The organism is Streptomyces sp. NPDC003691, from assembly GCF_053981115.1.
On sequence record NZ_JBSFNQ010000040.1, the window covers coordinates 1 to 25,418 of the forward strand.

The following is a 25,418-nucleotide window of genomic DNA, read 5'->3' on the forward strand; positions in this document are numbered from 1 at the left end:
GTCCGGGTGGACGAGGCGCCCGGCAGCGGTGACGACCGGATCGCCGAGCTGGTCACCGGAGCGGCCGGGGGTGCGGCGGCCCCGTAGGCCCGGCGGGCCGCACGTGGCACGTGGCACGTCGCACGTGGCACAGATGTCCTGTATCCCCTTCCCCCGCGGAGCGGATACGGCTGCCGCCGGGCACGCTTGTGACGTGTCCGGCGGCAGCGCGGTGTGCCGGGCGGGATCCCCGCCGGCACGGCGGCAGGTCGCCGCGGCGGCCGTCAGTCGCTGTGGCGCGGCCGCCGCGACCCGTTCGGGCCCAGAGGTACGGGGGTGCCCGTGCCGTAGTCGTAGAAACCCCGGCCCGACTTGCGGCCGAGGAGCCCGCCGTCGGCCATCCGGGCCAGCAGCGGCGGGGTCGAGTAGACGGGGTCCTTGTACTCCTCGTAGAGCCCGGCGGCGACCAGCGCGAGGGTGTCGATGCCGATCAGGTCGAGGAGTTGCAGCGGTCCGATCGGATGCGCGCAGCCGAGCACCATTCCGGTGTCCACCTCCTCGGTGGTCGCGTGACCCGCCTCGACCATCCGCACCGCGGACAGCAGATACGGCACCAGCAGCGCGTTGACCACGAAGCCCGCCCGGTCCGGGGCGTGGATGATCTGCTTGCCGAGGGGGCCGGTCAGCAGTCCGACGGTGGTCAGCCGGGTCTGTTCGTCGGTCAGCAGCGACGAGGTGACCTCGACCAGGGGCAGCACCGGCACCGGGTTGAAGAAGTGGGTGCCGATCACCCGTGCGGGCCGTCCGGTCGCCCTGGCCAGCCGGATCACCGGCAGGGAGGAGGTGTTGGTGGCGACGATCGCGTCCGGGTCCCGCAGGACGCCGTCGAGCGCGGTGAGCACCTTCAGTTTGGTGGCCTCGTCCTCGGTGACGCACTCGAAGACGAACTCGCGGTCGGCCAGCTCCAGCAGGTCCGCGGTGATCCCGATGTTCGCGAAGGCCGCGTCGGCCTCGGCGCGCCCGAGCCGGCCCTTGGCGACCCGTTTCCCGAGCGAGTCGGCGATCCGGCGCCGGCCCCGGTCCGCGGAGGCGGGCCCGGAGACCGCGACCAGCACGTCGAGACCGCCGAGCGCGCAGATCTCGGCGATCCCGGCGCCCATCACCCCGCAGCCGATCACACCGATACGCCGGGGCGGGGTCACCGCGCGCCGTCCCCGTGCCAGCGGACCAGCACGCTGCCGTGCGTCATCCCGCCGCCGAACCCGCTGAGGAGCAGCAGGTCCCCGTCGGCGACGGCGCCGCTCCGGCGGGCCTCGTCGAGGGTGATCGCGACGGAGGCGCTGCCCGTGTTGCCGTAGCGGTCCAGGGTCAGGCGGGCCACCCCGGGGCGCAGTCCGAGGGTCGCCACGACCTTCTCCAGGAGCACCCCGTTCGCCTGGTGCGGGACGAAGTGGTCGATGTCCGCCGGGGCGAGCCCTTCGGCGGCGAGGAGTTCCCGGATCTCGCCCGGCACCACGGCGTGCACGAACTCGGTGACCTCGCGGCCTTTCATGCGCAGCACGTGCCCGGTCTCTTCGACGGTCCGCGCCGAGGCGGGCTGTCTGCTGCCGCCCGCGGGGACCACCAGCATCCGGTGGGCGTCCCCGTGGCCGCGCAGGAGGTGCCCGAGGAAGCCCCCGGCACCGGGCGCCGGTACGGGGCCGAGGACCGCCGCGCCCGCGCCGTCGCCGAGGAGTACCGCGGTGGACCGGTCGGCCGGGTCGATGAACCGGGACCATACGTCGGTGGCGACGACCAGCGCGCGGCGGCCGGGTTCGAGCGCGAGCAGCCCCCGGGCGGTGACCAGGGCGTGGACGAATCCGCTGCATGCGACGTTGATGTCCATGCAGTTGGCCCGGGCGGCGCCGAGCGCGGCCTGGACCAGGGTCGCCGTCGGGGGGACCGCGTGGTCGCCGGTGGAGGTGGAGACCACGATGTGGTCGATGTCGTCCACCGCGGTCCCGGCGTCGGTGAGGGCCCGTTCGGCGGCGCGGACCGCCAAGTCGGACGCCGCCTCGTCCGGCGCGGCGTACCGGCGGGCCCCGATACCGGTCTTGCCGGTGATCCAGTCCGGGGTGACGCCGAAGCGGGCGGCCAACTCCTCGTTGGTGACCTCCCGGTCCGGTGTGTAGGACCCGGTGCCGAGGATCCCGGTCACGGTCACAGGTTCATCATCGGGGTCAGCCGGGCCTCTCCGACCGCCGCCCGCTTCTCCGGGTCGGTGACGCCGAGCCCCGGCTCGGGCGCCAGGCAGAGCACACCGACCTTGCCGATGTGGACGTTCTCCTGGACCAGCCGGGCCGCCTCGCCGATCTCGTCGAGTCCGTAGACCCGGGAGAGTGTCGGAACGATTCTGCCCTGGTCGACCAGGCGGACGGTCTCCCACTGCTCGTTGAGGTTGGCCGCATGGCTGCCGATGATCCGCTTGAGCTTCATCCAGAGATAGCGGTTGTCGTATTCGTGCCGGTATCCGCTGGAGGAGCCGCAGGTCACGATGGTTCCGCCGCGGCGGGTGACGAACATGGAGATGCCGAAGGTGGCCCGGCCGACGTATTCGAAGACGATATGCGGGTCCTCGCCGGTCCGTTCGCGGATGATCCGTCCCAGCTTCTTGCCCGCCTCGATGACCTTCGCCGGGTCGTCCGCGGTGTCGTCGCCGATCCCCAGCTCGGTGCGGTTGATCACGATGTCGCAGCCCAGCCTGCGGACCGCCTCGGCCTTGCGTTCGGAGTTGACCACGCCGACGCTGATCCCGCCGCCGTTGCGGACGAGTTGTACGGCGTAGGTGCCGAGCCCGCCCGCGGCGCCCCAGACGAGCACCACATCGCCCTGTTTCATCCTGGCCCCGGTGTCGCTGACCAGCATCCGGTAGGCGGTCCCGGCGCACGCGGGCACGCTGGCCGCCTCCTCCCAGGTCAGATGGGCGGGTTTGGGGATGAGCTGGCTGGCCCGCACCACCGCGTAGTGGGCGAGACCGCCGTAGTTCGTCTCGTAGCCCCAGGCCTTCTGCCCGGCGCCGAGCATGCCGTCGGCATGGGTGACGGCCTCCTGGTCGTCGACCTGGATGGCGCTGACCAGGACATGGTCCCCGAGCTGCCAGCGCCGTACCCCGGGGCCGGTGCGCACCACGACGCCCGCGGCGTCCGAGCCGAGCACATGGAAGGGCTGGTCGTGCCGCTTCTCCCAGGGGCCCAGCTTCCCGTAGGCGCGGAGGAAGCTGAAGGTCGGCACCGGCTCGAAGGTCCCGGTCCATACGGTGTTGTAGTTCACCGAACTCGCCATGACCGCGACCAGCACCTCGTCCGGCGCCAGTTCGGGCATCGGTATCTCGCCGACGCGCAGCGATTTCCGGACGTCCTTGTCCTCGATGTCCCGGAACATGTCCACGTCCTCGAACCGGACGTGCGCCGCCTGATACCTGTCGGGCACCGGGCTGGCGGCCAGGACGGCGGCGTCCGCTCCTCCGAGCGCGGCGGCTGCCAACGGGTCCATGCCTCGTCTCCTTCCCTCGGGTCGGTCGTCATCCCCCGCCGGCCCGGTCGAACGGGCGGCGGGGTTCAGCGAAGCCGCTCGGCCCAACAGGGCGGCGGTGCGTGCGATGGAGATTCCGGAACGGGCCCGGCGTACGGCGGTTCCTGGTGAACGGGCCGTGCCGCCGCGGCAGCGCGCACTCTCGGACGGCAAGCCGGCACCCGGCGGACGGGGCCGGACTTCCTGAAACGGTGGCGACGGAGTCGCACAGCTTGCGGTCCCGGCGCGGTCTGCCGCGCCGAAGAACGTCGTTGTTTCGGGGAGTGATCGGTCTGGGGCCCGAGCCTATTTTCCTGCCAACTCCATGGTCAACCCCTGCCGAGTTATACAAAGAACCCCTACCAATTAAATTGCGCTCGGGGTTCGATAAGGGGTTCACCTGGCGTTTTCGCACCTCCGGACGGACGCTAGACTTTCCCCTCCGGATTACATGTTCGTGGGTTCGTTGGGAGTCCATCTAATGCAGCGGAAAGCTTCTGCCCGAACCGTCGTGGTGGCGGGCGGGACCGACGGAATGGGAAGGGCCACCGCCGTGGCCCGCCTGGAGCGGGGCGACACCGTCGTAGTGATCGGCCGGAACGCCGAGAAGGCCGCCAGGCTCGGCGAGGAGGCGGAGCGGCTCGGCGCGGCGGGCCGCCTCGAGTTCATCCAGGCCGACCTCAGCTCGACCGCGGCGGTACGCCGGGTGATCGCGCAGATCGCCGCCGCCCACCCCGTCGTGGACGCCTTGGTCCTCACGGCCAACCGGCAGAACCTGAAGCGCGCGGAGTCCGCCGAGGGCCTGGAGTCGACGCTCTCCCTGTACTACCTGAGCCGCTATCTGCTGGGCCACGGCCTCGCGGACCAGCTCAACGCGGCCGACGACCCGGTCATCATCAATGTGGCGGGGCCGGGCATCAAGGCCGGGGCGGTCGTCTGGGACGACCTCCAGCTGACCGGCAAGTACAACACCATGCGGGCCCAGCTCCAGGGCGGCCGGGCCAACGACCTGCTCGCGGTGGCGTTCGCGGAGAACCCTTCGAGCAAGGCCAAGTACGTGCTCTACCACCCGGGTTTCACCCAGACCGACGCGATCAACCAGTTCAACCAGCCGCTGCGCGCGATCGTGAAGGTGTACGCGAAGGTGGGCGCCAAGGCGGTCACCGACTCGGCGGCCCCGATGGTCGAGTGGATCGAGAACCCGCCGGCCCGGCGGCTCACGGTGGACGACCGCGGCAAGGCGGTGGACCTCGGCCAGAAGATGTTCGACAAGGGCAACGCGGCCCGGCTGGAGGGAGTCACCCGGGAACTGCTCAAGAACCACTGACCCCCCTAGGTCCGCCCCCGGGGAACCCCTAGGTCCCCCCTAACCAGGGGAGACGCCTCGGCGGGCCCGCCCTCCCGTAAGGGGTGACCACCGCACACGGCCGTCGCCGAGGACGAGTTCCCCCGCTACGGGAAGCCCCCGGACCCGGCGGGCAGGGCCATCCGCCCCGCCCGCCGACCGGCCGGACCCCGGAGTACCCCCGAAAGGGCGTGCGACCCCGCCCGCAATTCCCCGGCGGTAAATCCGCCACCGCCCACCCGAAAAGCCGTTCGCCAACCGCCCCGGCTTCTCCCTAACTGATTACTCGTGCCACCGGCACACTGCCCCGCGCCGCCTCCGGAGGAATGCCACTTCTTTCCGCCGCCGGGCGCCAGTGAAAAGCACCGCCCGCCACCCGGAAATCCTGCCGGCAGGTTGCCGGCGAGGGCACGTATGAGGGCGCTTTGCGCAGGCCGCACGGTGAACCCTCACGCGCCGTCCGTGCGCGACCGCCCCCCGTCCTGCCGGAGGCACTACGGCCGCCGTCGCCCTGATCGGTAGGCATCCAGCAGCCGTCGGCTCGCGACGGTGAAGGGGTGCTCGGCACCCAGGCCGCGTTCCCGCCGCTCGACGACATCGGTCATCAGCGCGATCCCTTCGTCGGCGTGCCCGAGCGCGGCCCGGGTTCGGGAGAGGAGCTGCCGGGCGGCGAGCACAAGGGGGTAGTCGGGCCCCCAGCGCCGCGCGTACGCCTCGGTGACCTGCCGGATCTCGCGGTCGGCCGCGTCGAAGCGGCCCAGAAGGTACAGGGCCCAGGCGTGGTTGTGCCGGGCGCCCAGGGTCACCGTGTGGTCGGGGCCGAGAGCCCGCTCGCATTCTCCCGGCAGCGCGAGCAGGGCGCCGTCTTCCTCGGTGACCACGTCAGTGGCGGGCAGTGTCTCCAGCAGGCCGGCGCGGGCCCTGAGGGTCAGCGGATGCGAGGGGCCGAGCGCCGAGCGCCGCCCGGCGATGGTGCCGCGGAGCAGCGCGACGGATTCCTCTCGTCGTCCGAGGTTGGCCAGTACGAGCTGGAGCCCGTAGCCGCTGTCCGAGGTATCGGGGTCGTCGGCGCCGAACAGGCGCCGCTGCGCGTCCAGGACCGTGCGGAGTTCCGTCTCGGCCTCGGCATACCTGCCCAGCCGGAACAGTGCCCGCGCGGCCCTGGAGCGTGCGGCAAGGACCGTGCGGTGGTCCGCGCCGAGGTGCCGCTGCCCGAGGTCCGCCGCGGTACGGGCGGTCTCCCGGGCGGAGAGGTAGTCACCGGTGCGGTGCAGGGCGACGGCCAGCCGGGTCGTAACGGCCAGGGCGTCGGCGGCGGACGGCTCGGCGACGTTCCTCAGCAGGGTCAGGGTGTGCGGTACCAGCAGGCGCAGTCGCGGATCGTGCGGTCCCGCGTCGGGTACGGCCGGCACGACCGCGTCGAGCAGCAGGACGGCGGTCGCGTCCAACGCGGCCGTCAGGTGGGCGGGGGTGGCCGCCGAAACGCTGTCGAGAAGGATGCCGTGACTCTGCACGCAGCGTGTGCCGACGGTGTCGACCAGTTCGGACAGCGACTGGTCGAGCAGGGCTCTGAGGGCCGTCTCGGTGCGGTCCCGGGGCAGCAGGGCCCCGATGGCTGTGTGGTCGAGCAGTGTCAGCGGCAGCGGCTCCGCGGCGAACCGGGCCAGCAGCCTGAGCAGGGCCGCGGCTTCGGGCAGCCCGCGCGCCTCGAACGCGTCCAGGGTGAGCTGCCAGGTCAGGCCGACGAGCTGGCGGGGGTTCGCTTCGGACATCGCGTCGGCTCCCCGGTCGATCAGCCGGACCCGTTCATCGCCGTCGAGCCGCTCCCCGTACGTGTCCATCGTCCAGGGGTCGATGACCTGGTGGGAGAGGAAGCCGCCCGCCAGGGTGAGCGCGAGGGGCAGCCGTCCGAGCCGGTCCGCGACCCGCGCCGCCTGCTCGGTCGTCCCGCTGTGCGGTGCGAGGTCGCTCAGTACGAGTGCGGCGTCCTCACGGGGCAGTACGCCGATGTGCTGCAGCTCGGCTCCGGGCCACCACCGGGCCGCTGCCCGCCGGGTGGTCACCAGGACGGTGCCGCGCGGGCTGGTACGCAGCCAGTCTCCGTCCCGCAGGATTTCCGGTTCGTCGGTGTTGTCGAGGACCAGTAGCCAGGGTTCGGTGGAACGGTCGAGGTATCTCCACACGAGATCGGCGGCGGGTCTGAGGCCGTTGCGTGCGGCGAGCAGTTCGCCGTCGCTCGCTCCCCGGTCGGCGGCAACAGCCAGCATGCCGGCCCGCAGGCTGGCCCGGTCGGCGGCGTTGACCCACAGACCCACGCGGCCCTGTTCCCCGGTGACCTCCTCGAACAGGGCACAGGCGACCGCCGTCTTGCCCGAGCCGCCCATCCCGTACAGCACATAGACCTGGCCGCCGCGTTCCGGCCCGACGCTGTCCCGCAGGCGTCGCATCACCTCTCCGCGGTCGCGGAGCGCGACGGGGTACCGGCCGACCGCCGGGCGTCGGACCGAGTCCGGTCCGACGTACTCCGTACCGTCACCGCCGTAGTGGTGGTGCTCGGTGATGTGCTGGTCGCCCCGCGACTGGTAGACGCGCCCGTGGCCCTCGGCGCGGCCGTCGGTGCCACCCGTCATCGCTCGGTGATGTGCTGGTCGCGTCCCGCTTGGTAGACCCTGCCCCGGCCGGACGCGGTGGCATTCTGGGTGATCCGCCGGGCGGCGGAGCCTTCGGGATCGACCTGGTCCAGTAGCTTGCGCAGTTCCTCAACGGCGTCCGGCCTCGCGACAAGCAGCCTGCGCACCGATCCCTGCCACTGGAGGCGCAGTTCCTCCAGGGTTTCCTGGTCATCCGCCGCGACGGCAGCAAGCACGTCGTCGCGAGCGGCCTCCAGCTCGGCGGCGACCGTGTCGGCGCGCTCGGGTCGCGCCCGGCGCCAGAGCCGGACGATTCCGTCACGCATGTGCTGCCAGGCATCGGTTGCCATCAGCGCGACCAGAGTGGTCCCCGCGCTCTGTGCGAGTAAGGCCACTTCCGCGTCCACAGCCGCCCCTCCGTTCACCCGGTTGTCGGACAGTGGACCTGAAAGGTGTCACTCATCAGACAGATGATTTCATTGCGGCCCCTATGATTCCCTCCTGAGCACCGGGGGACAAGGAGGAATCAGTCCTCGTCAATACCTTGCATGCCAGGCCCGACCCTGGCCAGGGCGTCCCGGTGCGGGCTAGAGTGACGGGTTGCGACCAATCCAGGAGGCGATGGAAATGTCCCGGCCATGGGAAGCTGATCCGGCCACGTCTTTCAAACGGCGGCTGGGAAAATCACCCCAGGAACTCGGCAACACCACCGGAACTCCCGACTGTCCTGATATCTGGGAGCTCGCCAACGGCGATATCGCCGTTATCGGCCGGGACCTCACCCAGTCACTCGGCGAGAACCTGCCGGACGGGGTCTCGATCGGATCGGACGAACGCCTCGTGGTCATCCCCAGGAACATGCTGATCGCGGCGAAGCCGGACATCCCCAGTGTTTGACTCCTTCCCGAGCAGCACCTCCGAACGCCTTGACCGACCCACGTACCACGCCGACTTGAGCCGGATCTACAACAGTGGAATCGGCTTCCTGAACAAGCTGGAACGCGGCCAGCACTTCCAGGAGCGGGGCTTCCCGAGCTGGGAGGCGTTCGCCGCCGGCGACTGGGAGGGAGCCCTGGCCCTGGCCGACGAGAGGCGCGAGGACTACGCGCGGGAAATCCGTCGGGCTTCGCAATCGGGTGTCGCGCACCGTCGCCTTCGCGTCGTGGAATTCCCGGTGACGCCGTATGTGCAATGGGAATTCCACGTCCTGCGCGTACGGGTGGAGGCGGGCGACGACATCAAGGTGCTCGCCGCCCGCGACATCGCGCTTATCGAGCGGATTCGACCGGTTCCGGAAGTCGTCATTCTCGGCGATGCGGTGATGTACGAGGTCGTGTACGACGGCGACGGAAACGCGGACGGAGCGAATCGCTACACCGACGGCTCACTGATCCGCGAAACCAATACGGGGTTCGACGCGCTGTACGAGCGCGGCGAGGGATTCCATGAATTCTTCGACCGGGATATCGGCCCACTGGCCCCGCCCCGGGTGACCGGCGCTCCCAGGGGTTGACGCGGTTCGCGGTAATCGGTGCCGCCGGGGCGGCGAGCAGCCCCGGCGGGGCAGGCCAGGGCAGGGCTCGGGGCGTCAGGTCCGAGGCTCCTCCGTCTTGGCGGGATTCACGTCCGGGCTGCGCTGTTCTGCAGTGGCTTGGGCGAAGGGCCCGTGGTCTTCGACGGCCTCGCCGTCCACGACTTCGCTGTCGACGGTCCGGTGCGGCGGTTCCGCCAGCGGCAGGCCGGCGAGGTGCTTCTGGAGCCTCTTGGCCATCGGCAGGAAGGTCGCAAGAGTGAGCCCGCCGGAGACGGCGGCACCTACGAGAGGGATGGCTTTCGAGACGGTTGCCGCGAAGGACCGCGTCGTCATCCTGACACCGAGGTAGCCCGCGACCTTCTTCACCACGGGGTAGACGACCCCGTGGGTAAGCGCCTTCTGGGGCAGCTTCTTGGCGACCTGCTCCGCCATCATCCCCGCGACCTTCCCCACGGCGGCGTTCGCCGACTGGGTACCGAACATCACGCCGAAGAACAGCGTGAGCACGCCCATGGTCGCGTCGTCGACTTCGTCGCCCTCGTCGGAGAACAGATCGGGCCAGCTGTAGAGGTATGCGAGCTTCTGCGCGATACGGACCATGTGCCCGAAGTACTGGACCATATCGGCGGGCACAGTGGCGGGAAGGGCGAGGGCACCGGGTATCCCGGCAGCCGCGGAGAGAGCACTGACCTTGGCGGTTTCGTAGCGGATGGATTCCTGGGCCGCCTTGTCGAGAATCTCGACGGGGATGCCTGCCGCGGCGGGGGACTCCTCTACCGCCTTGCGGATCTGCTCCTCGGTGCAGCGGCGAGCCAGGGCGCTCCGGAGGTACGCCTCCCTGCTGATCCGCACGCCCGGCAGCTTGGCCGCGCCCACCAGCACCGCGGAGAAGCGCGATTCGGGGTTCTCGGCCCCTTTACCCTGTTTCATGGCAGGAACCTACAGTAGTTCCACGCGTCAAGTGCCCTCCGGATGCCCTCCGTTGAGACCTTGCAGAGCCGCCGGCAGCCACACCGAGCAGCAGCCCCGCACACTCTCCCGACCGACTCCACATCCGAGTCCGGTCGCTGCCTCCACTTCGTCGCAGCCCTCGCGGACGATCGGGACGTCACCCCTCGCCCGGGCTCCCCCGGCCAAGCACGGCCGCCCGGCGGGGCCCGGCGTGAACTGTGCGTGCAGGGCCTCAAGGAACAACTCGGTGACCGGCACCGCGTCTGTGCGCAGCCGCTCGGCGCCCGGTTCCCGTACGGCGTCCCGGACCCGCTGCTGCCGTACGGCCGGCACCCGCCCCGGCGGGCCGACGCGGGCAGCCGTTCCTCCGCACGTATCGCGCCCGCGAGCTTGCGGGCCGTCGGCGTACCGCGTGACCGCGCCGGTACGCGTGGACTGCCGCCGGGCACCCGTCGCCCTGTGCGGCTGCCCTCCGGCGTCCTCAGTGTGAGCGGCTGGGCAGCCAGTAGGGTGCGTGGGGTGATTACTTCCTCCGTGCTCCCGCGTTCGTTCCGGCTGCTCGTGACGGGCGGGGGCACTGGCGGTCACACCTACCCGGCCCTGACGGCGATCCGTACTCTGCAAGGCCGCCTCGCGGATGCGGGCAGCGCGTTGGAAGTGCTGTGGATCGGGACGGCGGACGGTCTCGAAGCCCGTGTCGCTCCGGCGGAGGGGATCGCATTCAAGACGGTGGCCACGGGAAAGATCCGCCGTTCGTCGAATCCGCTCAGGATGCTGTCCGCCGCGAATGTGAAGGACATGGCGCGGGTGCCGCTCGGCGTGGCACAGGCACGGTCGATCGTGTCCGGCTTCCAGCCGGACGTGGTCTTGGCGACGGGCGGGTACGTCGCGGTCCCGGCCGGGCTGGCCGCTCGGCTGTGCCGCGTTCCTCTGGTCCTGCACGAGCAGACCGTCCGGCTCGGGCTGGCCAACCGCAAGCTCGCGAGTTCGGCGACGCGTATCGCGGTGTCCTCGGAGTCCTCGCTGCCGCTGCTGCCCGCCGAGGTACGTGAGCGCGCGGTCGTCACCGGGAACCCAGTGCGGCCGGAAGTGCTGGGCGGCCACCCGGACAAGGCGATCGAGACACTGAGCCTGTACGGGTTCGACCGGCACCTGCCGACCGTCTACATCACCGGCGGCGCTCAGGGCGCCCAGCAGATCAACGACGTTGTCCATGACGTACTGCCCTGGCTGCTGAGCCACGCGAACGTCATCCACCAGTGCGGTCCGGCGAACGTGGACGGACTCCGGTCGGCCACCGCCGGGCTCCCCCCGGTCCTCGCCGGCCGCTACCACCTGGCCGGGTTCGTCGGACCGGAGCTGCCGGACGTGCTGGCACTGGCCGACATCGTGGTGTCCCGCAGCGGTGCCGGGACACTGGCGGAGCTGACCGCCCTCGGCAAGCCAGCGGTGTTCGTCCCGCTCGCCACATCAGCCGGAAATGAACAGGCTCACAACGCCAGGCACCTGGCCGACGCCGGAGCCGCGCTCGCCCTGCTCGGCGAGGTCACCGGCCAGGCTCTGCGGAACGCGGTGGGCCCGCTCCTGACCGACCCCGCCCTGCGGGCGGGGATGGCTGAGCGGGCAAGGGGTCATGGGCGGCCGGATGCGGCGGACAGGCTCGTGGACGTAGTGCTGTCCGCCGCATCCAGCTGATCAGCCGCTTTCAGGGGTGGCGTCGTCCCATGTGCAGGGCTGTGCCCGCCTCGATCACCACGGCACAGTCGTTGAACGTCTTCTGGTCCTGACTCATCGGGTCGGGGACGTCACGGCCGGGGAGGTAAAGGCGGAGCTTGTGGGTGTGGTGCCCGCCGTCGATCGCGCGAAGCGTGTCGAGGACGGCGGCATCCATCGCCAGGATGCCATCCGCCCAGTCCAAGTCCTGCAGGGTGATCTGCTGTCCGCGGTGGTGGGTGAGGTCGAGCCCGAGGCGCCGGGCCGCGTTGATCATGGACGGGTTGGCGGGCTGATCCCTCCATTTGCCGATCAGCCCGGCTGAGCGGACCGTCACCGCCGTCCCGCCCCTGCGGGTGAGCGCGACCTGGGCGAGCGGGCTTCGGCAATGGTTCCCCAGGCATACGGTCAGGAGCTTGCGCATCATGATCCTCCGACGGACTTGAGGGCCTGTTCGAGCGCGGTCACCACGAGGTCGATGTCCATCTCGGTGAGGTGCTGGTGGAACGGCAGGCTGAGAATCTCCGCGCCGGCCTGCTCGGTGGCCGGCAGGCGGCGCTTCCAGGCAGCGAACGCGGGCTGGGTGTGGTTGGGCGGGTAGTGGACACCGACCCCGACGTCTCGGGCCCGGAGGTTCGTGAACACCCGGTCGCGGTGAGGGACGCGGACCTGGCACAGGTGCGGCACAGCGTGGTCCACATCGACGTCGATGAGCGTCACGCCGTCCAGCGGGGTGAGTGCGTCGCGGTAGGTCCGCCACAGGTGGCGGCGGGTGTCCTCGGCGGCTTGGAAGCCATCGAGCTGGACCAGGCCGATGGCGGCGTTGATGGATGAGAGCTGGTAGCGCAGGCCAAAGCCCTCCACCTGGTAGCTGGTGGTGTTCGCGCGCTCGCCCTGGGACTGGACCACCCCCAGTAGCCGGATGCGGCGGATCGTGTCGGCTTCCGTGGACACGCGGGGGATGACCATGCCGCCCTGGCCGCAGGTGAGGTTCTTGACCGGCCCAAACGAGAAGCAGGTCAGTGCCCCACCGCCCCGACACGGCGTATGCCGTGGCGGGAGCCGAACGCATGCGCCGCATCCTCGATCACGACGACGCCTCGTTCGTCGAGTTGCTCCTGGACGGCGGAGATGTCGACGGGCCGGCCGCCGAACAGTACCGGAATGACGGCGGCGGTCCTGTCGGTGACGGCGTCCATGACGAGTTGGTCGCTGACGCACAGAGTGGCGGGGTCGATGTCGACGAAGTGCGGGCTGGCGCCGACGGCCAGGATGGCCTGCACGGTCGCGCAGAACGTCATGGACGGCACAATCACCTCGCGGCCGGGACCGACCCCGGCGGCGAGCAGCGCGGTGTGCAGGGCCGCGGTGCCGGAGGCGAGGGCCACGACGTCGGGGACGCCGAGGAAGTCGGCGATCCGCCGCTCGAACTCCTCGGTGATGTCGGTGTGTCCGTACTGCCCACCCTCCAGGACTCGGGAAACTGCCGCGATCTCTGGCCCGTACAGGTACGGGCTGGCGTTACGCCGGGCATCGGGCCTCGCTGATGCGATCACGATGTCTCTCCCCTCGCCGCGACCGTGCGCTCAAGCTCGGCAACGTCGCCGACGGCCAGGGTCGCGATGTAGTTGGTCAGGAACACGCCGGTCCGGCAGGTGAGGCGGCTGTGGTCGACCGGCAGGCCGAACAGGCCATTGACCATCTGGGCGACGAGATCCGCGCCGGCCGCCTCGGTCAGGGGGAAGCCGCCGGCGATCCGCGGGTTCAGCTCGGTGATGGTGATCGTGCCGTCGGCGGAGACAAAACCCTGGACGCAGCAGAGGCCGCGGGCACCGACGGCATTCAGCGTCTGCACAACGAGGTCGCGCACGTTGGGGTCGTCGAACGTGGTGGACACCGTTGCAAGGCCGGCCTTGACAAGATCCCGGCGGCGCAGGATGACCGAAGCACGGCCGGTCCGGTCCACCAGGCAGTCCGCCGTGAACTCGGAGCCGTGGATCCGCTCCTGCACGATGGGCTCCGGAACCAGCTCACACAGTACGCGTGCGTGCTCTCGGCGGCGGACGAAGTGCACGTTCTGTGCGCCGTGGCCGTGGCGGGGCTTGACGACCAGCTCGGCGCTGTCCGGGACCTGGTCGATGTCCTGCGGCTGCCAGGTTCGCGGGGTTGCGATGCCGTGCTCGGTCAGCACCTCGTGGAAGAGGGCCTTGTCGGTGCAGGCGCGCAACGACGAGGCGTCCGGGAGCCACAGGCGCACGCCGTCGCCTTCGAGTCGGGGCACCATCTGCGTCAGCGGTTCCAGGTCCGGCTCGATGCCTGCCACCACACCCTCCACGGCCTGATCCCGGCACAGCTGGGCCATGACGCCCGGAAAGTCGGGGTCGCCGGCGAGGGGAACGACCCGGGGCACCACGGAGGGCAGCAGGAACCCGGGGGCGAGGCGGTTCGCGTCCACCGCGATGACCGTGTGACCCAGGCGGATGAGGCTGCGGGTCAGTCCGAAGCCCGGGTTGGCGCCGACACCAGTCACCAGGATCCTGCGCGGGGTGTGCTGGTCAGTGGGCACAGACTTCCTGTCCGGCGGGTACGATCGCGTCCGTGGCGCGGGCCGCGTACGAGATGCGCGTCAGCGGCGCCCAGCGGTCGGGGTTGTGCCGGTACCAGTCGACGGTCTCGGCCAGGCCCTCGTCGAAATCACGGGTCGGCCTGAAGCCGATCGCGGCAATCTTGTCCCAGTGCATCGAGTACCGCAGGTCGTTGGCCTGCCGGTCAGGAATGCAGGTGATCGAGTCCCCGTCCTTGCCGCACAGGGCCAGAAGCTTGAGCGTCAGGTCCCGGACGGTGAGGTCGGTGCCGCCGCCCAGATTGTAGATCTCGCCCGGCTTCCCGTCGCACAGCACGAGTTCGACACCAGCACAGTTGTCTTCGACGTGCAGCCAGTTCCGCACGTGCTGCCCCTGGCCGTGCAGGGTCACCTTCTCGCCCCGTAGGAGGCGGGTGGTGAAGAGGGGAATCACCTTCTCGGGAAACTGGCGGGGGCCGTAGTTGTTCGAGCTGCGCGTCACACAGAGGGGCAGGCCGTAGGTCTGGAAGTGGCTCAGGGCCACAAGGTCGCCGGCGGCCTTCGACGCCGCGTACGGGACACCGGGCCGTAAAGGAGTTTCCTCGCTCGCCGAGCCTTCGGCCAGCGACCCGTACACCTCGTCCGTGGAGACGTGGACGAACTTGGTGATCCCGTGACGGCCTGCGGAGGCGGCGAGGGTCTGCGTGCCCAGGACGTTCGTCATGAGGAAGTTGTCGGCCGTGGTCAGGGAGCGGTCGACGTGAGACTCGGCGGCGAAGTGGACGACGGCCGTGTGCCGGGCCATGAGTTCGTCCACGAGCGGGGCGTCGAGGATGTTGCCGTGGACGAACACCAGCCTCGGATCGAACAGCGCTTCCCCGAGGTTATTGGTGTGGCCCGCGTAGGTGAGCGCGTCCATCACGGTCACCCGGGACACGTCGTCCCGGCGCAGGATCCGCCGGACGAAGTGCGAACCGATGAAGCCGGCACCGCCTGTGACGAGGATTTCGTACATCTGACACCCGCCTTGGTCATGGATCGGAAAGGAACGGCGGCCCCCGGAACTCCGAGGTCGGGCCGCTCGGCGAGCCGCCGCCTGCATTCAGAGAACCGTCGGAGCCGGTGTGCGCGGGAGGCGAACCAGGGGGCGAACAACGCACATCCGGTTCTCCCGTATCACCGTCCCGGCCTACGCTCGGATCCGCACCAGCAGCATCCACGCGCAGGGCACCGGTTGACATGAGGGGGCTCGGTGGCACCCACGAAGGATCGCCAGGGCCATCCCAACGAGGACCTGGCCCGGCTCGTCAAACAGGCCGGCGCGAGCCACAAGTCTCTGGCAGCGCAGATCAACAAGATCGGAGCAGCGGCCGGCGTCCCGCTCAGGTACGAGCACACCAGTGTCGCCAGATGGGTGAATCTCGGAATGATCCCGCGCGGCCGCACACCTGAGTTCCTGGCCGCCGCACTGGGCGAACGTCTCGGCAGAGCGGTGAGCGTGACCGAGATCGGCATGTACAGCAGGTCAGGCGGAAACCCTGACATCGGGTTGGATTTCGCCCGCGACCCCGTCGATGCGATCCGCGTCGCCGCGACCTACTGGAGAACCGTGGAACGCTCCCGCCGTCAGCTCATCAGCAACGGCTTCGCCATCGCCGCCTTCACCACCCCCGTCACCCGCTGGCTGGCCAAGCCGACCGACGCCCCGACCGCACATGAAGGCGTCCGCCAGGTCGGCCGCAGCGACCTCGACGAGCTGTGGAAGGCCGCCGACGAAGCCCGCCTGTGGGACTCCCGCTTCGGCGGCGGGAACTGGAAGGCCGGCTCTGTCACCGAATGCCTGCGCCTGCGCGCCGCACCGCTGCTGACCGGCACCTACACCGGGACCATCGGGCGCGAGCTGTTCGCCGCGACCGCTGAGCTGTCCCGGGTCGTGGGCTGGTCAGCGGTCGACACCGGCCACCACGACATCGCCCAGCGCCACTTCGTCCAGGCCCTGCGCCTGGCACGGGCCGCAGGCAACGTGGAGAGCGGCTGCTACGTGCTGGCCACCATGGCGCTGCATACCTTCCTGCGCGGATACCCCGAACAGGCTGCCGACATGGCCGAAGGCGCCTACGAACGCGGTCTCGGACACGCCGCACCCCGGGTGCTGGCCTTCGCCAAGCTGGCCGAGGCCCGCGCCCACGGGCGCACCGGAAACGCCGAAGCGGCCAAAACCGCGCTCGGCCGGACCGAGGAACTCCTCGACTCCATCCGGCCGGGCAGCCACGATCCGGAACAGCTCGCCTATATGACCCACGCCCGACTCGCCGCCGACGCCACCGAAGTACACCGCGACCTCGCCGATCCCAGGGGCGCCTTCGTCTGGAACGAACTGGCCGAACCCATGCCGGCGGACCGCTTCACCCGAGCCACCGGCATCCGCATGGCCGTCCTGGCCACCAGCCACCTCCAGAACCGCGAACTCGAACGCGGCCTCACCGCCGCGAATACCTCGCTGCGCATCCTCACCAACGTCCACTCCACCCGCGCCCACAGCTACCTCCACGACGTGATTCGCGCCCTCACCGTCTGGAAGGGGCAGCCCGAGGTAGCCGACCTGATCCGGCGCACGCGCACCGAGTTGCCCGCCGCGGCCTGATTCCGCCGGACGACCACTGGGTGGATCACGCCGCACGGTGGGTGTCCATGACGCTGCCACCCACGCCCCTCCCGAGTCGGCCGACGCCCGCATCCGGCCCACGAGCGTGGCTACCTTCACAGCGCCGCACGCAGCAGAACAGTCCCGTTTGAACGGGTATGGACCAAGGTTCGATAAGGCTATTCGATCTGCAAAAAGGGCCCCTGAGCTGCGATTCGCTGGCCAGAGGCGCTGAAGGGGCAGACGAGCCGGGCCGTACGCCGGGTTCTGTTTCCCCGCGGGCCTCGCGGCCTGCGGGGCGACGGCCATCCATCTAGGACCGGTGTTGCCACCGGCCTCGTGCGGTCTACCCGCGGACTCGGGCGAGCAGCCCTCGAACGTCCGCGCAGGAGCACCGGGGTGCTCCCTCTTGACCTTGCTCCGGGTGGGGTTTACCTAGCCGCCTGAGTCACCTCAGGCGCTGGTGGTCTCTTACACCACCGTTTCACCCTTACCGGGGGTCCGTACGGATACGGTCCCCGGCGGTCTGTTCTCTGTGGCACTGTCCCGCGGGTCACCCCGGGTGGCCGTTAGCCACCACCCTGCTCTGTGGAGCCCGGACGTTCCTCGGGAGGATCCGGGGATCCCCACGCGGCCGTCCGCCCGGCTCGTCTGCCGTGCCGACCATGCTACCCGGCGGCACGGGCGCAGCGCGCCGTTGACCTTGCCGCAGCGTCATGGTTTCCACTGGGGCCATGAGGATCGGAGAAGTCGCCGCGCTTGTCGGCGTCACCCCGCGGACCGTACGCCACTACCACCAGCTCGGGCTGTGTCCCGAACCCGACCGGCTGTCGAACGGCTACCGGGACTACGGGCTGCGGCACGCGGTCGTCCTGGCCCGGATCCGGCGCCTCACCGAGCTGGGGCTCGGGCTGGCGGAGGTCCGGGACGTCCTCGCCGACGACGCGGGACGGGAGCTGGTGGAGGTCCTGGAGGAGCTGGACGAGGACCTGGCCCGGCAGGAGGCCGGGCTGGCCCGGCGGCGGAGCCGGCTCGCGGAGCTGATCGCGCGGGCCCGTGACGGCACCCTGCCCGCCGAGGGGCCCGTCTCGCCGGAGCTGGCCGGGCTGCTGGGGGCGCTGCCGCCCGGCGCGTCGGCGATGGCCGCCAAGGACCGGGGCCATCTGACGCTGCTGGACACCCTGCTGGCCCCGGCGGACCGGGAGCGGCTCTTCGGCGCGCTGACGCCGCTGGCGCGGGACGGGCGGGCGGACCGGATCCACGAGTTGTACGAGCAACTGGACGCGCTCGCGGACGCCGCCCCCGGCGATCCGCGGATCGGCCCGCTCGGCGACGCGCTCGCGGCCTGTATGCCGGACGAGCTGATCGCGATGATGGGGGACGCTCCGCTGCCGAGCGGGAGCGACACCTTCGGGCGGGCGTTCCTGGCCGACTTCACGCCCGCCCAGGCCGCTGCCGTACGGCGGATGCTGGCGGCCCTCGACGCCCGCCGGGCGGTGCGGCACCGGGAGCGCCCGGAGCAGCGGCAGGAGCGGCAGGAGCGGCTGGAAGCCGGCCGGCCCGGCGGTGGGAACGGCAACCGGGACGGCAGCCGGGACGGGGAGGGGTCATGAGCGGCCCGGGCGGCCGGGTCCCGGCCCGGCGGCTGCTGTGGATTCTGGCCCCGGTCCAGTTCGCCGTACTGGGCGCCGAGGCGGCCGGGGCGGTGGTGCCGGCCGCCGTGGCCGTCTTCGCCCGGGTGCTGCTGGCGGCCGTCGCCGTGGTGGAGACGGTGGGCGCGGTCCAGGATTACCTGAGGGCACGCCGGGGCGGTGCGCGGCGCCGGGCCGCGCTGCGGAGCGTCGCGTACGGCCGCTTCCCCCGGGTCCTCGTACGGCTCCTGGTCCATGAGATCCGCTCCCTGCGCAGTGTCTGGCTCTGGCTGCGGCGGCGCGGGCACGGCATCGGCGCGGGTGACCACGCCGCCGGTTACACGGCGCCGCAGAACGCGATGATGTGGTCGTGGATCGGTCTCTCCGTCGTCGAGACGGTCGCCCTGGCCTTTCTGATCCCCTGGCCCCTGGCGCATCTGATCCTGCTGTACGTGGGCATGTACGGGACCGTGCTGATGGTCGGGATGCAGGCGGCGTGCGTCGTACGGCCCCATGTGGCGGGCGCGGACGGTTCGCTGAGGCTGCGCTACGGCGCCCTCTTCGACCTGCGGATACCGGCGGAGAGCATCCTCCGGATCCGGGCCGAGCGGCGCTATCCGTCCGGCAGTCTGCTGAGGGCGGACGACGACGGTTCGCTGGATCTGATCGTCGGCGGGCAGACCACGCTCGCCGTGGACCTGGCGTCCCCGGTGCCGTACACCAGACCGCTGGGCCGCCGCGGCACCGTCCGGAAGACGATCCGCTTCCACGCGGACGCCCCGGACGCGCTGATCGCCGCGGTGCGCGGGGTTGGGCGGCCGGGGGCGGGAGCGGAGGCGGGTCCGGGGAGCCGGTGAGGGCGGGCGCCGGGTCCGCGCGGCGTGCGGCGGCCGGGTCAGGCGGGGCCGAAGAGGACCTTCGCCGTGCCCGGCGGCGCCGCCGGGTCGGCGCGGGTCAGCCGTACCCGCAGGGGCTCGCCGAGCGGGAGTTCGCCGTCGCCCGAGATCCGCGCCACCACGGCCGGGTCGGACAGCTGGACCGTCCCGGCCGTCGGGTCGCTCTCCTTCACATCGATGACCAGCCCGTCGAAGGTTTCGCCGACGCGGTCCCTGAGCAGGGCGGCCTCCACCAGGTCGACGCACTCGCGTTCCACGGCGCCCGCGCGGCGGGCGCCCGCCGCCATCTCCCCGGGGAGCGCGCCGAGCGCGGCGAGGACCCATTCGGGGACGCCCTGTCCGGCGTCTGCGGCCAGGCACAGTTCGCCGGTGTAGCGGTCGACGAGCCGCCGCAGGGGTGCGGTGCAGTGCGTGTAGGCGTGGGCGACGGCGGCGTGGACGGAGGGTTCGGGGATCCGGCCGCCGGTGAAGACGGTGTATCCGGCGCCGCGCAGCAGGCCGGTGCACTCGGCGAGGAAGGCCGCGTGGCGGGGCAGGTGCGGGTCGAGGGAGCGGATGACCTCGGCGTACGGGACATGGTGCGGCCAGTCGACGCCGAGGGCGCGCGCCGTCCGCCGGAGCCGGTCGACCGCGCCGAGCGGGGCGGTGGGGAGCGTCCGCAGGATTCCCGTACCGGATTCGGTCATGATGTCGGCCGCGGCCATCCCGGTGAGCAGGGACAGCTGGGCGTTCCAGCCCTCGACGGGAAGCGGGGCCCGGAAGCCGAGGACGTACCCGCCGTCGTGCCGGGCGATCTCCTGTTCGGGGACGGGGAGGGAGATGCCGCCGCGTTCGCGCTCCAGGGCCTCCCGCAGCGGGCCGATCTCCTTGAGCAGGGCGAGGGGTTCCGCGGCGGTGCCGTCGTCGATGAGGCGCTGGGCGGTGGCGTAGTCGAGGCGGGTCCGGCTGCGGACGAGCGCACGGCGGACTCCGGCGGCGACGGTACGGCCTTCGGCGTCGAGGTCGATGCGCCACAGCAGGGCGGGGCGGGTCTCGCCGGGCAGCAGGCTGGCGGCCCCGGCGGAGAGCACGGGCGGGTGGAGGGGGACGGGCCCGTCGGGGAAGTAGAGCGTCTGCACCCGCCGGTGGGCCTCGGAGTCGACCGCGCCGCCGGGGGCCGTGAAGGCGGCGACATCGGCGATGGCGTAGTGGACGCGGTAGCCGCCGCCGTCGCGCCGGGCGAGATGGACGGCCTGGTCGAGATCGGCGGAGCCGGGCGGGTCGACGGTGAAGAAGGGAAGTCCGGTGGCGTCGGCGGGGGCCGGGCCGGGCGGGCGGGGCGCCGCGGCGGCCCGTCCGGCCTCGTCGAGTACGGCGGCGGGGAAGCCGTCGGGCACGTCCAGGTGGGTGCGGAGCGCGCGCAGGGCCGGAGCGAGGTCGGCCTCGGCCGCGCCGCTGGTGCGCAGGGGGCGGCGGGGCATGAGTCGAGCGTAGGCCGCGGGGCGCGGGGGCGCGCGGCGAAGCGGCGGGTCCGGGAGGGGTGGGTTCCGGGAGGAGTGGGTGGGCGCGAGCCGGGCGGGGCGGGGTCGGGGCGCCGGGGCGCGGTCTTGGGGTGCGGTCCGGGCGGGCGGTCCGGGCGGGGAGGCTTCCGTGGCGGACGGCCCCGGTGGGCGTGGGACGAGTGGGCGCCCGACGGGTGGGCGCGGAAAGGGATGGCGAGGGTACGCCAGTGGGGTTTGGGGCGCCGATAACGCGACTGCCTGCGGTTTTGCCCGGGTGCCGGTGGCGGGGGCGGGACGTTCACCCGGTAGGGTGACTGTATGTAATGGTGACACTACCTACCGTGGAACCGCGGGGGTACGCATCGGGCCCCCGACCCGCGATCGGAGGTATCAGCATGCGCCGTCTCGCCACCCTTCTCGTCACCCTCGCCGCCGCGGCGGCGCTCACCGTCGCGGTGCCGCTGGCAGCGGCGCCGGTTTTCGCCGCGACCGGCGAGCTGGTCGTCAATCGCACGGTCCACCGCGACCCCGCCGGTTGTTACGGAAGCGACCGCCGTCCGCTCACCGTGGAGAACCGGACCGGCGCCTATGCCTGGATCCATGAGCGGGCCGACTGCGAAGGGCGGGTGATCGGTATCGTCCGGCCGGACCAGCACTCGGTCTGGGCGCTCGGAAGATCGGTCTCCATCGTCTGACCGGCGGTCGCCGACCGCTCCGGCGGCGGCCGCCGCGGCAGGGCCCCGCGCCCGCACGGCACCACCGCCCACCGGCTCCGGCGGGAGCGCCGCCCCACGGCCCCGCCGGGCGGGGCGTCCGAGGCCCGGCCCCCCTCCCCACACCCCCCGGGCCTCGGTCACTCCCGCACAACCTCACCCCGTTTCCCCTCTGCTCCCCTCCTCCCCCGCGCTCCCACGGCTCTCCGTACGGCTCCGGCCGGCCGTGGCAGGACGGGTCGGCGGCATCGCCGCCGGCCGCCCGGGGCCGGGCCGCCCGTCCTCCTCCCCGGGCGGCCCGGCCTCCCCGGGGGCGTACGCTGGCGCGGGGCCCATCCCCGCGCCCCGTCCCCGCCCGTGAGGAGATCGTTCGTGCTGGTCCTGCTGCCGCCGTCGGAAGGCAAGGCCGATTCGGGCCGTGGCGCCGCGCTGAAGCCGGAGTCGCTGTCGCTGCCCGGGCTCGCGGCCGCGCGGGAGGCCGTGCTGGACGAGTTGGTCCGGCTCTGCTCCGCCGACGAGGCCAAGGCGGCGGAGGTCCTCGGGCTGAGTGCGGGCCTCCGCGGCGAGGTCGCGAAGAACACGGCGCTGCGGACGGCCGGGGCGCGGCCCGCCGGGGAGATCTACACCGGGGTGCTGTACGACGCCCTGGGGCTGGCGAGCCTGGAGCCCGCCGCCAAGCGCCGGGCCCGGGCCTCCCTACTGGTCTTCTCCGGGCTGTGGGGCGCGGTGCGGGTGGGCGACCGGATCCCGTCGTACCGCTGCTCCATGGGCGTGAAGCTTCCCGGGCTCGGGGCGCTCGCCGCGCACTGGCGGGAACCGATGGAGACGGCGCTGCCCGAGGCGGCCGGCGGCGGGCTCGTTCTCGACCTGCGCTCATCGGCCTATACGGCGGCTTGGAAGCCGCGCGGCGAGGTCGCCGGGCGCACCGCGACGGTGCGGGTGCTGCACTCCCGGACGGTCGGCGGGGTCGAACAGCGCTCCGTCGTCAGCCACTTCAACAAGGCGACCAAGGGGCGGATCGTCCGGGACCTGCTGACCGCGGGGGCGAAGCCCAAGGGTCCGGCCCAACTGGTCGAGGCCCTGCGGGATCTGGGGCATGCGGTGGAGGTCGAGGCCCCGGCCCGCAAGGACCGGCCCTGGTCGCTGGATGTGGTGGTCACCGAGATCCACTGAACGGCCGCCGGGCCGCCGCACCACGCCACCGCGTTGCACAGAGCACAACGGTCGTTGCAGAGACTGTGGGCACCCGGCAGGATGGCCGTTATGACCTCCGTTCTTGATCTCGCGCCCGTGATTCCCGTCGTCGTCATCAAGGACGCCGAGGACGCCGTACCGCTCGCCAGGGCGCTGGTCGCGGGCGGTCTGCCCGCGATCGAAGTGACCCTGCGGACCCCGGCCGCACCGGACGCGATCCGGGCGATCGCCGCCGAGGTGCCCGGCGCCGTGGTCGGCGCGGGCACGGTGATCACCCCCGCCCAGGTGGAGACCGCGGTCTCCGCCGGGGCGCGGTTCCTGGTCAGCCCCGGCTGGACGGATGCGCTGCTGGACGCGATGCGCGACTCGGGAGTGCCGTTCCTGCCGGGTGTCTCCACGGTGTCGGAGGTGGTGGCCCTGCTGGAGCGCGGGGTTACCGAGATGAAGTTCTTCCCGGCGGAGGCCGCGGGCGGCAGGCCCTATCTGACCTCCGTCTCCGGGCCGCTCCCCCAGGCCCGGTTCTGCCCCACCGGCGGAATCTCGCGGGAGTCCGCCCCGGGCTATCTCGCCCTGCCGAACGTCGCCTGCGTCGGCGGCACCTGGATGCTCCCCCCGGACGCGGTCGCCGCCAAGGACTGGTCCCGCATCGAGGCCCTGGCGGCGGAGGCCGCGACCCTCGCCCCCTGAGACCCGGTCCCGCGGGCCTGCCCCGGCGCCGACCGGCGGGGTTTCCGGACGCGGCCCCGGATCGGAACGGCACCCGGCGCGTGCCGCCGGTCAAGGGCCGCGCGGGTGCCCACCGGGCTGCCGGGATTTCCCGGGTGCCGCCCCGCAGCCCGGCGAGCGCCGAAGCGCCCCCGAGTCGCAGCGCAGGGGAGCCGCATATCCGCTCTCCGGGCCGGACGGCGCTGCCGCGGGAACGGGCTCCGGGAACTACCGCACCTCCGGAACGATCCCTGTGACTCTTCCCGACCCCTCCGGGAAGGGGTCGCTTCCAGGAGCCGGGCCGTCGCGTCCAGGAGTCGAAAGGGCGGGGCGGCTGGGGCGTTGGGGCGGGTCAGCCCGTCGCGCCGAGAAGACTTCAAGTAGTGCATGGACTTTCCAATGATTTGATTGTCCATGTACTGTGCGGTTATGGATGATCGGCAGCTGACCGCAGAGCTTCACGACTACCTGTTCGCCATCCGCACCCAGGTGCACAGCGAGCTCAAGGAACTGGCCCGGGAAGCGGGACTGACCGACACTCAGACCGATGCGTTGTGGAGGCTGAGTCGCGGGCGCGAGATGACCGCGCGTCGTCTGGCCGACCTCTTGCACTGCGACGCATCAACCGCCACATCGATGATCGACCGACTGGAGAAGCGCGGCCTGGTCCGCCGCGTACCCCACCCCACCGACCGCCGCGCGAAAGTCATCCAGCTCACCCCCGAGGGATGCGCGCTGCGCGATCGCGTCATCCAGCACACCACCGAGTACTCCCCCTTCGCCCGCCTCGACCACGAGAGCAGGTTGCGCCTGCACACGCTTCTGCGCGAGGTGATCGACGCCCCCCACCCGGCGGGTCAGGCCGGCGGCGTCGGGGAAACCGTGGACAAGGAGCAGCGATGAGCAGCGGGATCGCGGTCATCACGGGCGGAGCCTCGGGCCTGGGCATGGTGATGGCACGCCGCCTGATCACGGCCGGTCAGAGCGTCGTCCTCGTCGGCCGGGACGCGGCGCGCGCCCGGGCCGCCGCCGACAGCCTGCGCGGCCTGGCCCCTGCGGGCAGCGACGCCGGACCGCCGCGGACGTACACCGCTGACCTGCAACAGTGGTCGCAGGTACAGACACTGGCAGCGAAAGTGGCCGCCGACGGACACCTGGTGAACGTCCTCATCAACAATGCAGGAGCAGCGTTTCCCCGATACGGACAGACGCCGGACGGCGTGGAACGCACGTACGCGCTCAACCACCACGCCCCGTTCCTGCTCACCCACGCCCTCCTGGCCGCAGGAGTACTCACGCGCGAAGCGCGGATCATCAACATGTCCTCGTTCGTGGAAAAACGCGGCACGCTCGACACCACCGATCCGGACGTCGCGGGAACGTCGTGGCGCAAGCGCTTCTACAACCAGCCCAAGGTCTACGCCACGAGCAAACTCGTCAGCCTCCTGGCTGCGCGAGAACTCGCACACCGCCTCCCCGACGGCATGAGCATCTACAACGCCAACCCTGGCATGGTCAAGGGCACCGCGATGAACAGGAACGCCGGCGGTCCGATGCGGCTGACCGCCCCGCTGTTCCGCCCGTTCGCCGTCACCCCGGACAAAGGCGTGCAAACCCCGGTCTGGCTCGCCAGTGCCTCGCCCGCACCGCACCCCAGCGGCGGCTTTTTCAGCGAGTCCCAGCCGGACACCCCTTCACGCCTGGCCCTGAACGACACCCTCGCCCGGACCGTCTACACGAAAACCGCAGCCCTCCTCGGAGTGGAGCCCCTCACGAGGTAGGGCCGGCCCGGAACCGGTTGTCACGCCGAGGTCGCAACTCCCTCGTCCTGCGGAGTACGCGGGCTGGGCACCGCAGCCCGGATGGACAGGTCCGGCTAGGTGTATTGAC

22 protein-coding genes, 1 other RNA gene and 1 pseudogene are annotated in these 25,418 nt (G+C 71.6%); 12 read left to right on the forward strand and 12 right to left on the reverse strand.

The annotated features are described in order from the left end of the window. Positions 1-263: 263 nt before the first annotated feature. The 3 genes from ACWDR0_RS19645 to ccrA are packed head-to-tail and all read right to left on the reverse strand — an operon-like array spanning position 264 to position 3,510. Positions 264-1,181, reverse strand: coding sequence for a 3-hydroxybutyryl-CoA dehydrogenase (locus ACWDR0_RS19645; RefSeq protein WP_456352975.1), 918 nt, complete (start codon positions 1,179-1,181; stop codon positions 264-266). After that, the gene (locus ACWDR0_RS19650; RefSeq protein ID WP_456352976.1) at positions 1,178-2,182 is read right to left on the reverse strand and encodes a 3-oxoacyl-ACP synthase III family protein; all 1,005 of its coding nucleotides are present in this window, start codon (positions 2,180-2,182) and stop codon (positions 1,178-1,180) included. Before ACWDR0_RS19650 ends, ACWDR0_RS19645 begins: the two co-directional genes overlap by 4 nt. After that, on the reverse strand, positions 2,179-3,510 hold the full coding sequence (gene ccrA, locus ACWDR0_RS19655; RefSeq protein ID WP_456352977.1) for a crotonyl-CoA carboxylase/reductase: 1,332 nt from the start codon (positions 3,508-3,510) through the stop codon (positions 2,179-2,181). Before ccrA ends, ACWDR0_RS19650 begins: the two co-directional genes overlap by 4 nt. 499 nt (positions 3,511-4,009) lie before the next feature. On the opposite strand from ccrA, the gene ACWDR0_RS19660 reads away from it, so the two are divergent. Continuing rightward, entirely contained in the window at positions 4,010-4,855 is an 846-nt protein-coding gene (locus tag ACWDR0_RS19660; protein ID WP_456352978.1) for an SDR family NAD(P)-dependent oxidoreductase, read from the forward strand. Positions 4,856-5,367: 512 nt separating this feature from the next. Here the strand turns inward: ACWDR0_RS19660 and ACWDR0_RS19665 are convergent. Beyond that, positions 5,368-7,503 carry a tetratricopeptide repeat protein gene (locus ACWDR0_RS19665; RefSeq protein ID WP_456352979.1) on the reverse strand — a complete coding sequence of 712 codons (2,136 nt, stop codon included), beginning with the start codon at positions 7,501-7,503 and terminating at the stop codon, positions 5,368-5,370. After that, on the reverse strand, positions 7,500-7,910 hold the full coding sequence (locus ACWDR0_RS19670) for a hypothetical protein (protein WP_456352980.1): 411 nt from the start codon (positions 7,908-7,910) through the stop codon (positions 7,500-7,502). Before ACWDR0_RS19670 ends, ACWDR0_RS19665 begins: the two co-directional genes overlap by 4 nt. 220 nt (positions 7,911-8,130) lie before the next feature. Between ACWDR0_RS19670 and ACWDR0_RS19675 the strand changes: the two genes are divergently transcribed. Together ACWDR0_RS19675 and ACWDR0_RS19680 are read left to right on the forward strand one after the other, a co-directional pair. Then, positions 8,131-8,400: a hypothetical protein gene (locus ACWDR0_RS19675; RefSeq protein ID WP_456353030.1), complete on the forward strand. Its 270-nt coding sequence runs from the start codon at positions 8,131-8,133 to the stop codon at positions 8,398-8,400. Then, positions 8,393-9,016 (forward strand): DUF6879 family protein, encoded by a 624-nt coding sequence (locus ACWDR0_RS19680; RefSeq protein WP_456352981.1) that lies wholly within the window; start codon positions 8,393-8,395, stop codon positions 9,014-9,016. Before ACWDR0_RS19675 ends, ACWDR0_RS19680 begins: the two co-directional genes overlap by 8 nt. A 75-nt stretch (positions 9,017-9,091) precedes the next feature. Here the strand turns inward: ACWDR0_RS19680 and ACWDR0_RS19685 are convergent, their stop codons facing one another. Beyond that, positions 9,092-9,967, reverse strand: a complete 876-nt coding sequence (locus ACWDR0_RS19685) for a hypothetical protein (RefSeq protein ID WP_456352982.1) — start codon at positions 9,965-9,967, stop codon at positions 9,092-9,094. A 540-nt stretch (positions 9,968-10,507) separates the two neighbouring features. Here ACWDR0_RS19685 and ACWDR0_RS19690 point away from each other — a divergent pair. Continuing rightward, complete coding sequence (locus tag ACWDR0_RS19690; protein ID WP_456352983.1) at positions 10,508-11,683, forward strand: UDP-N-acetylglucosamine--N-acetylmuramyl-(pentapeptide) pyrophosphoryl-undecaprenol N-acetylglucosamine transferase; 1,176 nt, start codon at positions 10,508-10,510, stop codon at positions 11,681-11,683. Positions 11,684-11,693: 10 nt separating this feature from the next. Here ACWDR0_RS19690 and ACWDR0_RS19695 read toward each other — a convergent pair whose 3' ends face one another. The 4 genes and pseudogenes from ACWDR0_RS19695 to ACWDR0_RS19710 form a co-directional block, all read right to left on the reverse strand. After that, the gene (locus ACWDR0_RS19695) at positions 11,694-12,128 is read right to left on the reverse strand and encodes an arsenate reductase/protein-tyrosine-phosphatase family protein (RefSeq protein ID WP_456352984.1); all 435 of its coding nucleotides are present in this window, start codon (positions 12,126-12,128) and stop codon (positions 11,694-11,696) included. Continuing rightward, a pseudogene (locus tag ACWDR0_RS19700) lies at positions 12,125-13,257 on the reverse strand (DegT/DnrJ/EryC1/StrS family aminotransferase). Before ACWDR0_RS19700 ends, ACWDR0_RS19695 begins: the two are co-directional and overlap by 4 nt. Continuing rightward, on the reverse strand, positions 13,254-14,267 hold the full coding sequence (locus ACWDR0_RS19705; protein WP_456352985.1) for an ATP-grasp domain-containing protein: 1,014 nt from the start codon (positions 14,265-14,267) through the stop codon (positions 13,254-13,256). The pseudogene ACWDR0_RS19700 and the gene ACWDR0_RS19705 overlap by 4 nt, the downstream one beginning before the upstream one ends. Further along, positions 14,257-15,279 (reverse strand): dTDP-glucose 4,6-dehydratase, encoded by a 1,023-nt coding sequence (locus tag ACWDR0_RS19710; protein ID WP_456352986.1) that lies wholly within the window; start codon positions 15,277-15,279, stop codon positions 14,257-14,259. Before ACWDR0_RS19710 ends, ACWDR0_RS19705 begins: the two co-directional genes overlap by 11 nt. A gap of 237 nt (positions 15,280-15,516) precedes the next feature. On the opposite strand from ACWDR0_RS19710, the gene ACWDR0_RS19715 reads away from it, so the two are divergent. After that, on the forward strand, positions 15,517-16,908 hold the full coding sequence (locus tag ACWDR0_RS19715) for a sporulation protein (RefSeq protein WP_456352987.1): 1,392 nt from the start codon (positions 15,517-15,519) through the stop codon (positions 16,906-16,908). Positions 16,909-17,148: 240 nt separating this feature from the next. Here the strand turns inward: ACWDR0_RS19715 and rnpB are convergent. Continuing rightward, positions 17,149-17,558: RNase P RNA component class A (rnpB, locus tag ACWDR0_RS19720), an RNA gene on the reverse strand. Between the two features lie 84 nt (positions 17,559-17,642). On the opposite strand from rnpB, the gene ACWDR0_RS19725 reads away from it, so the two are divergent. Together ACWDR0_RS19725 and ACWDR0_RS19730 are read left to right on the forward strand one after the other, a co-directional pair. Further along, positions 17,643-18,521, forward strand: a complete 879-nt coding sequence (locus ACWDR0_RS19725) for a MerR family transcriptional regulator (protein WP_456352988.1) — start codon at positions 17,643-17,645, stop codon at positions 18,519-18,521. Continuing rightward, on the forward strand, positions 18,518-19,396 hold the full coding sequence (locus ACWDR0_RS19730; RefSeq protein ID WP_456352989.1) for a hypothetical protein: 879 nt from the start codon (positions 18,518-18,520) through the stop codon (positions 19,394-19,396). The genes ACWDR0_RS19725 and ACWDR0_RS19730 overlap by 4 nt, the downstream gene beginning before the upstream one ends. A 38-nt stretch (positions 19,397-19,434) precedes the next feature. Here the strand turns inward: ACWDR0_RS19730 and ACWDR0_RS19735 are convergent, their stop codons facing one another. Then, positions 19,435-20,895 carry an RNB domain-containing ribonuclease gene (locus ACWDR0_RS19735; RefSeq protein WP_456352990.1) on the reverse strand — a complete coding sequence of 487 codons (1,461 nt, stop codon included), beginning with the start codon at positions 20,893-20,895 and terminating at the stop codon, positions 19,435-19,437. Positions 20,896-21,311: 416 nt separating this feature from the next. On the opposite strand from ACWDR0_RS19735, the gene ACWDR0_RS19740 reads away from it, so the two are divergent. The 5 genes from ACWDR0_RS19740 (at position 21,312) to ACWDR0_RS19760 (ending at position 25,309) form a co-directional block, all read left to right on the forward strand. Continuing rightward, positions 21,312-21,611, forward strand: coding sequence for a hypothetical protein (locus ACWDR0_RS19740; protein ID WP_456352991.1), 300 nt, complete (start codon positions 21,312-21,314; stop codon positions 21,609-21,611). A 390-nt stretch (positions 21,612-22,001) separates the two neighbouring features. Continuing rightward, the gene (gene yaaA, locus ACWDR0_RS19745; protein WP_456352992.1) at positions 22,002-22,802 is read left to right on the forward strand and encodes a peroxide stress protein YaaA; all 801 of its coding nucleotides are present in this window, start codon (positions 22,002-22,004) and stop codon (positions 22,800-22,802) included. 90 nt (positions 22,803-22,892) lie between these two features. Continuing rightward, complete coding sequence (gene eda / locus ACWDR0_RS19750) at positions 22,893-23,510, forward strand: bifunctional 4-hydroxy-2-oxoglutarate aldolase/2-dehydro-3-deoxy-phosphogluconate aldolase (RefSeq protein WP_456352993.1); 618 nt, start codon at positions 22,893-22,895, stop codon at positions 23,508-23,510. A gap of 447 nt (positions 23,511-23,957) precedes the next feature. Beyond that, positions 23,958-24,431 (forward strand): MarR family winged helix-turn-helix transcriptional regulator, encoded by a 474-nt coding sequence (locus ACWDR0_RS19755; protein WP_456352994.1) that lies wholly within the window; start codon positions 23,958-23,960, stop codon positions 24,429-24,431. Next, positions 24,428-25,309, forward strand: a complete 882-nt coding sequence (locus tag ACWDR0_RS19760; RefSeq protein WP_456352995.1) for an SDR family NAD(P)-dependent oxidoreductase — start codon at positions 24,428-24,430, stop codon at positions 25,307-25,309. Before ACWDR0_RS19755 ends, ACWDR0_RS19760 begins: the two co-directional genes overlap by 4 nt. Positions 25,310-25,418 lie beyond the last annotated feature (109 nt).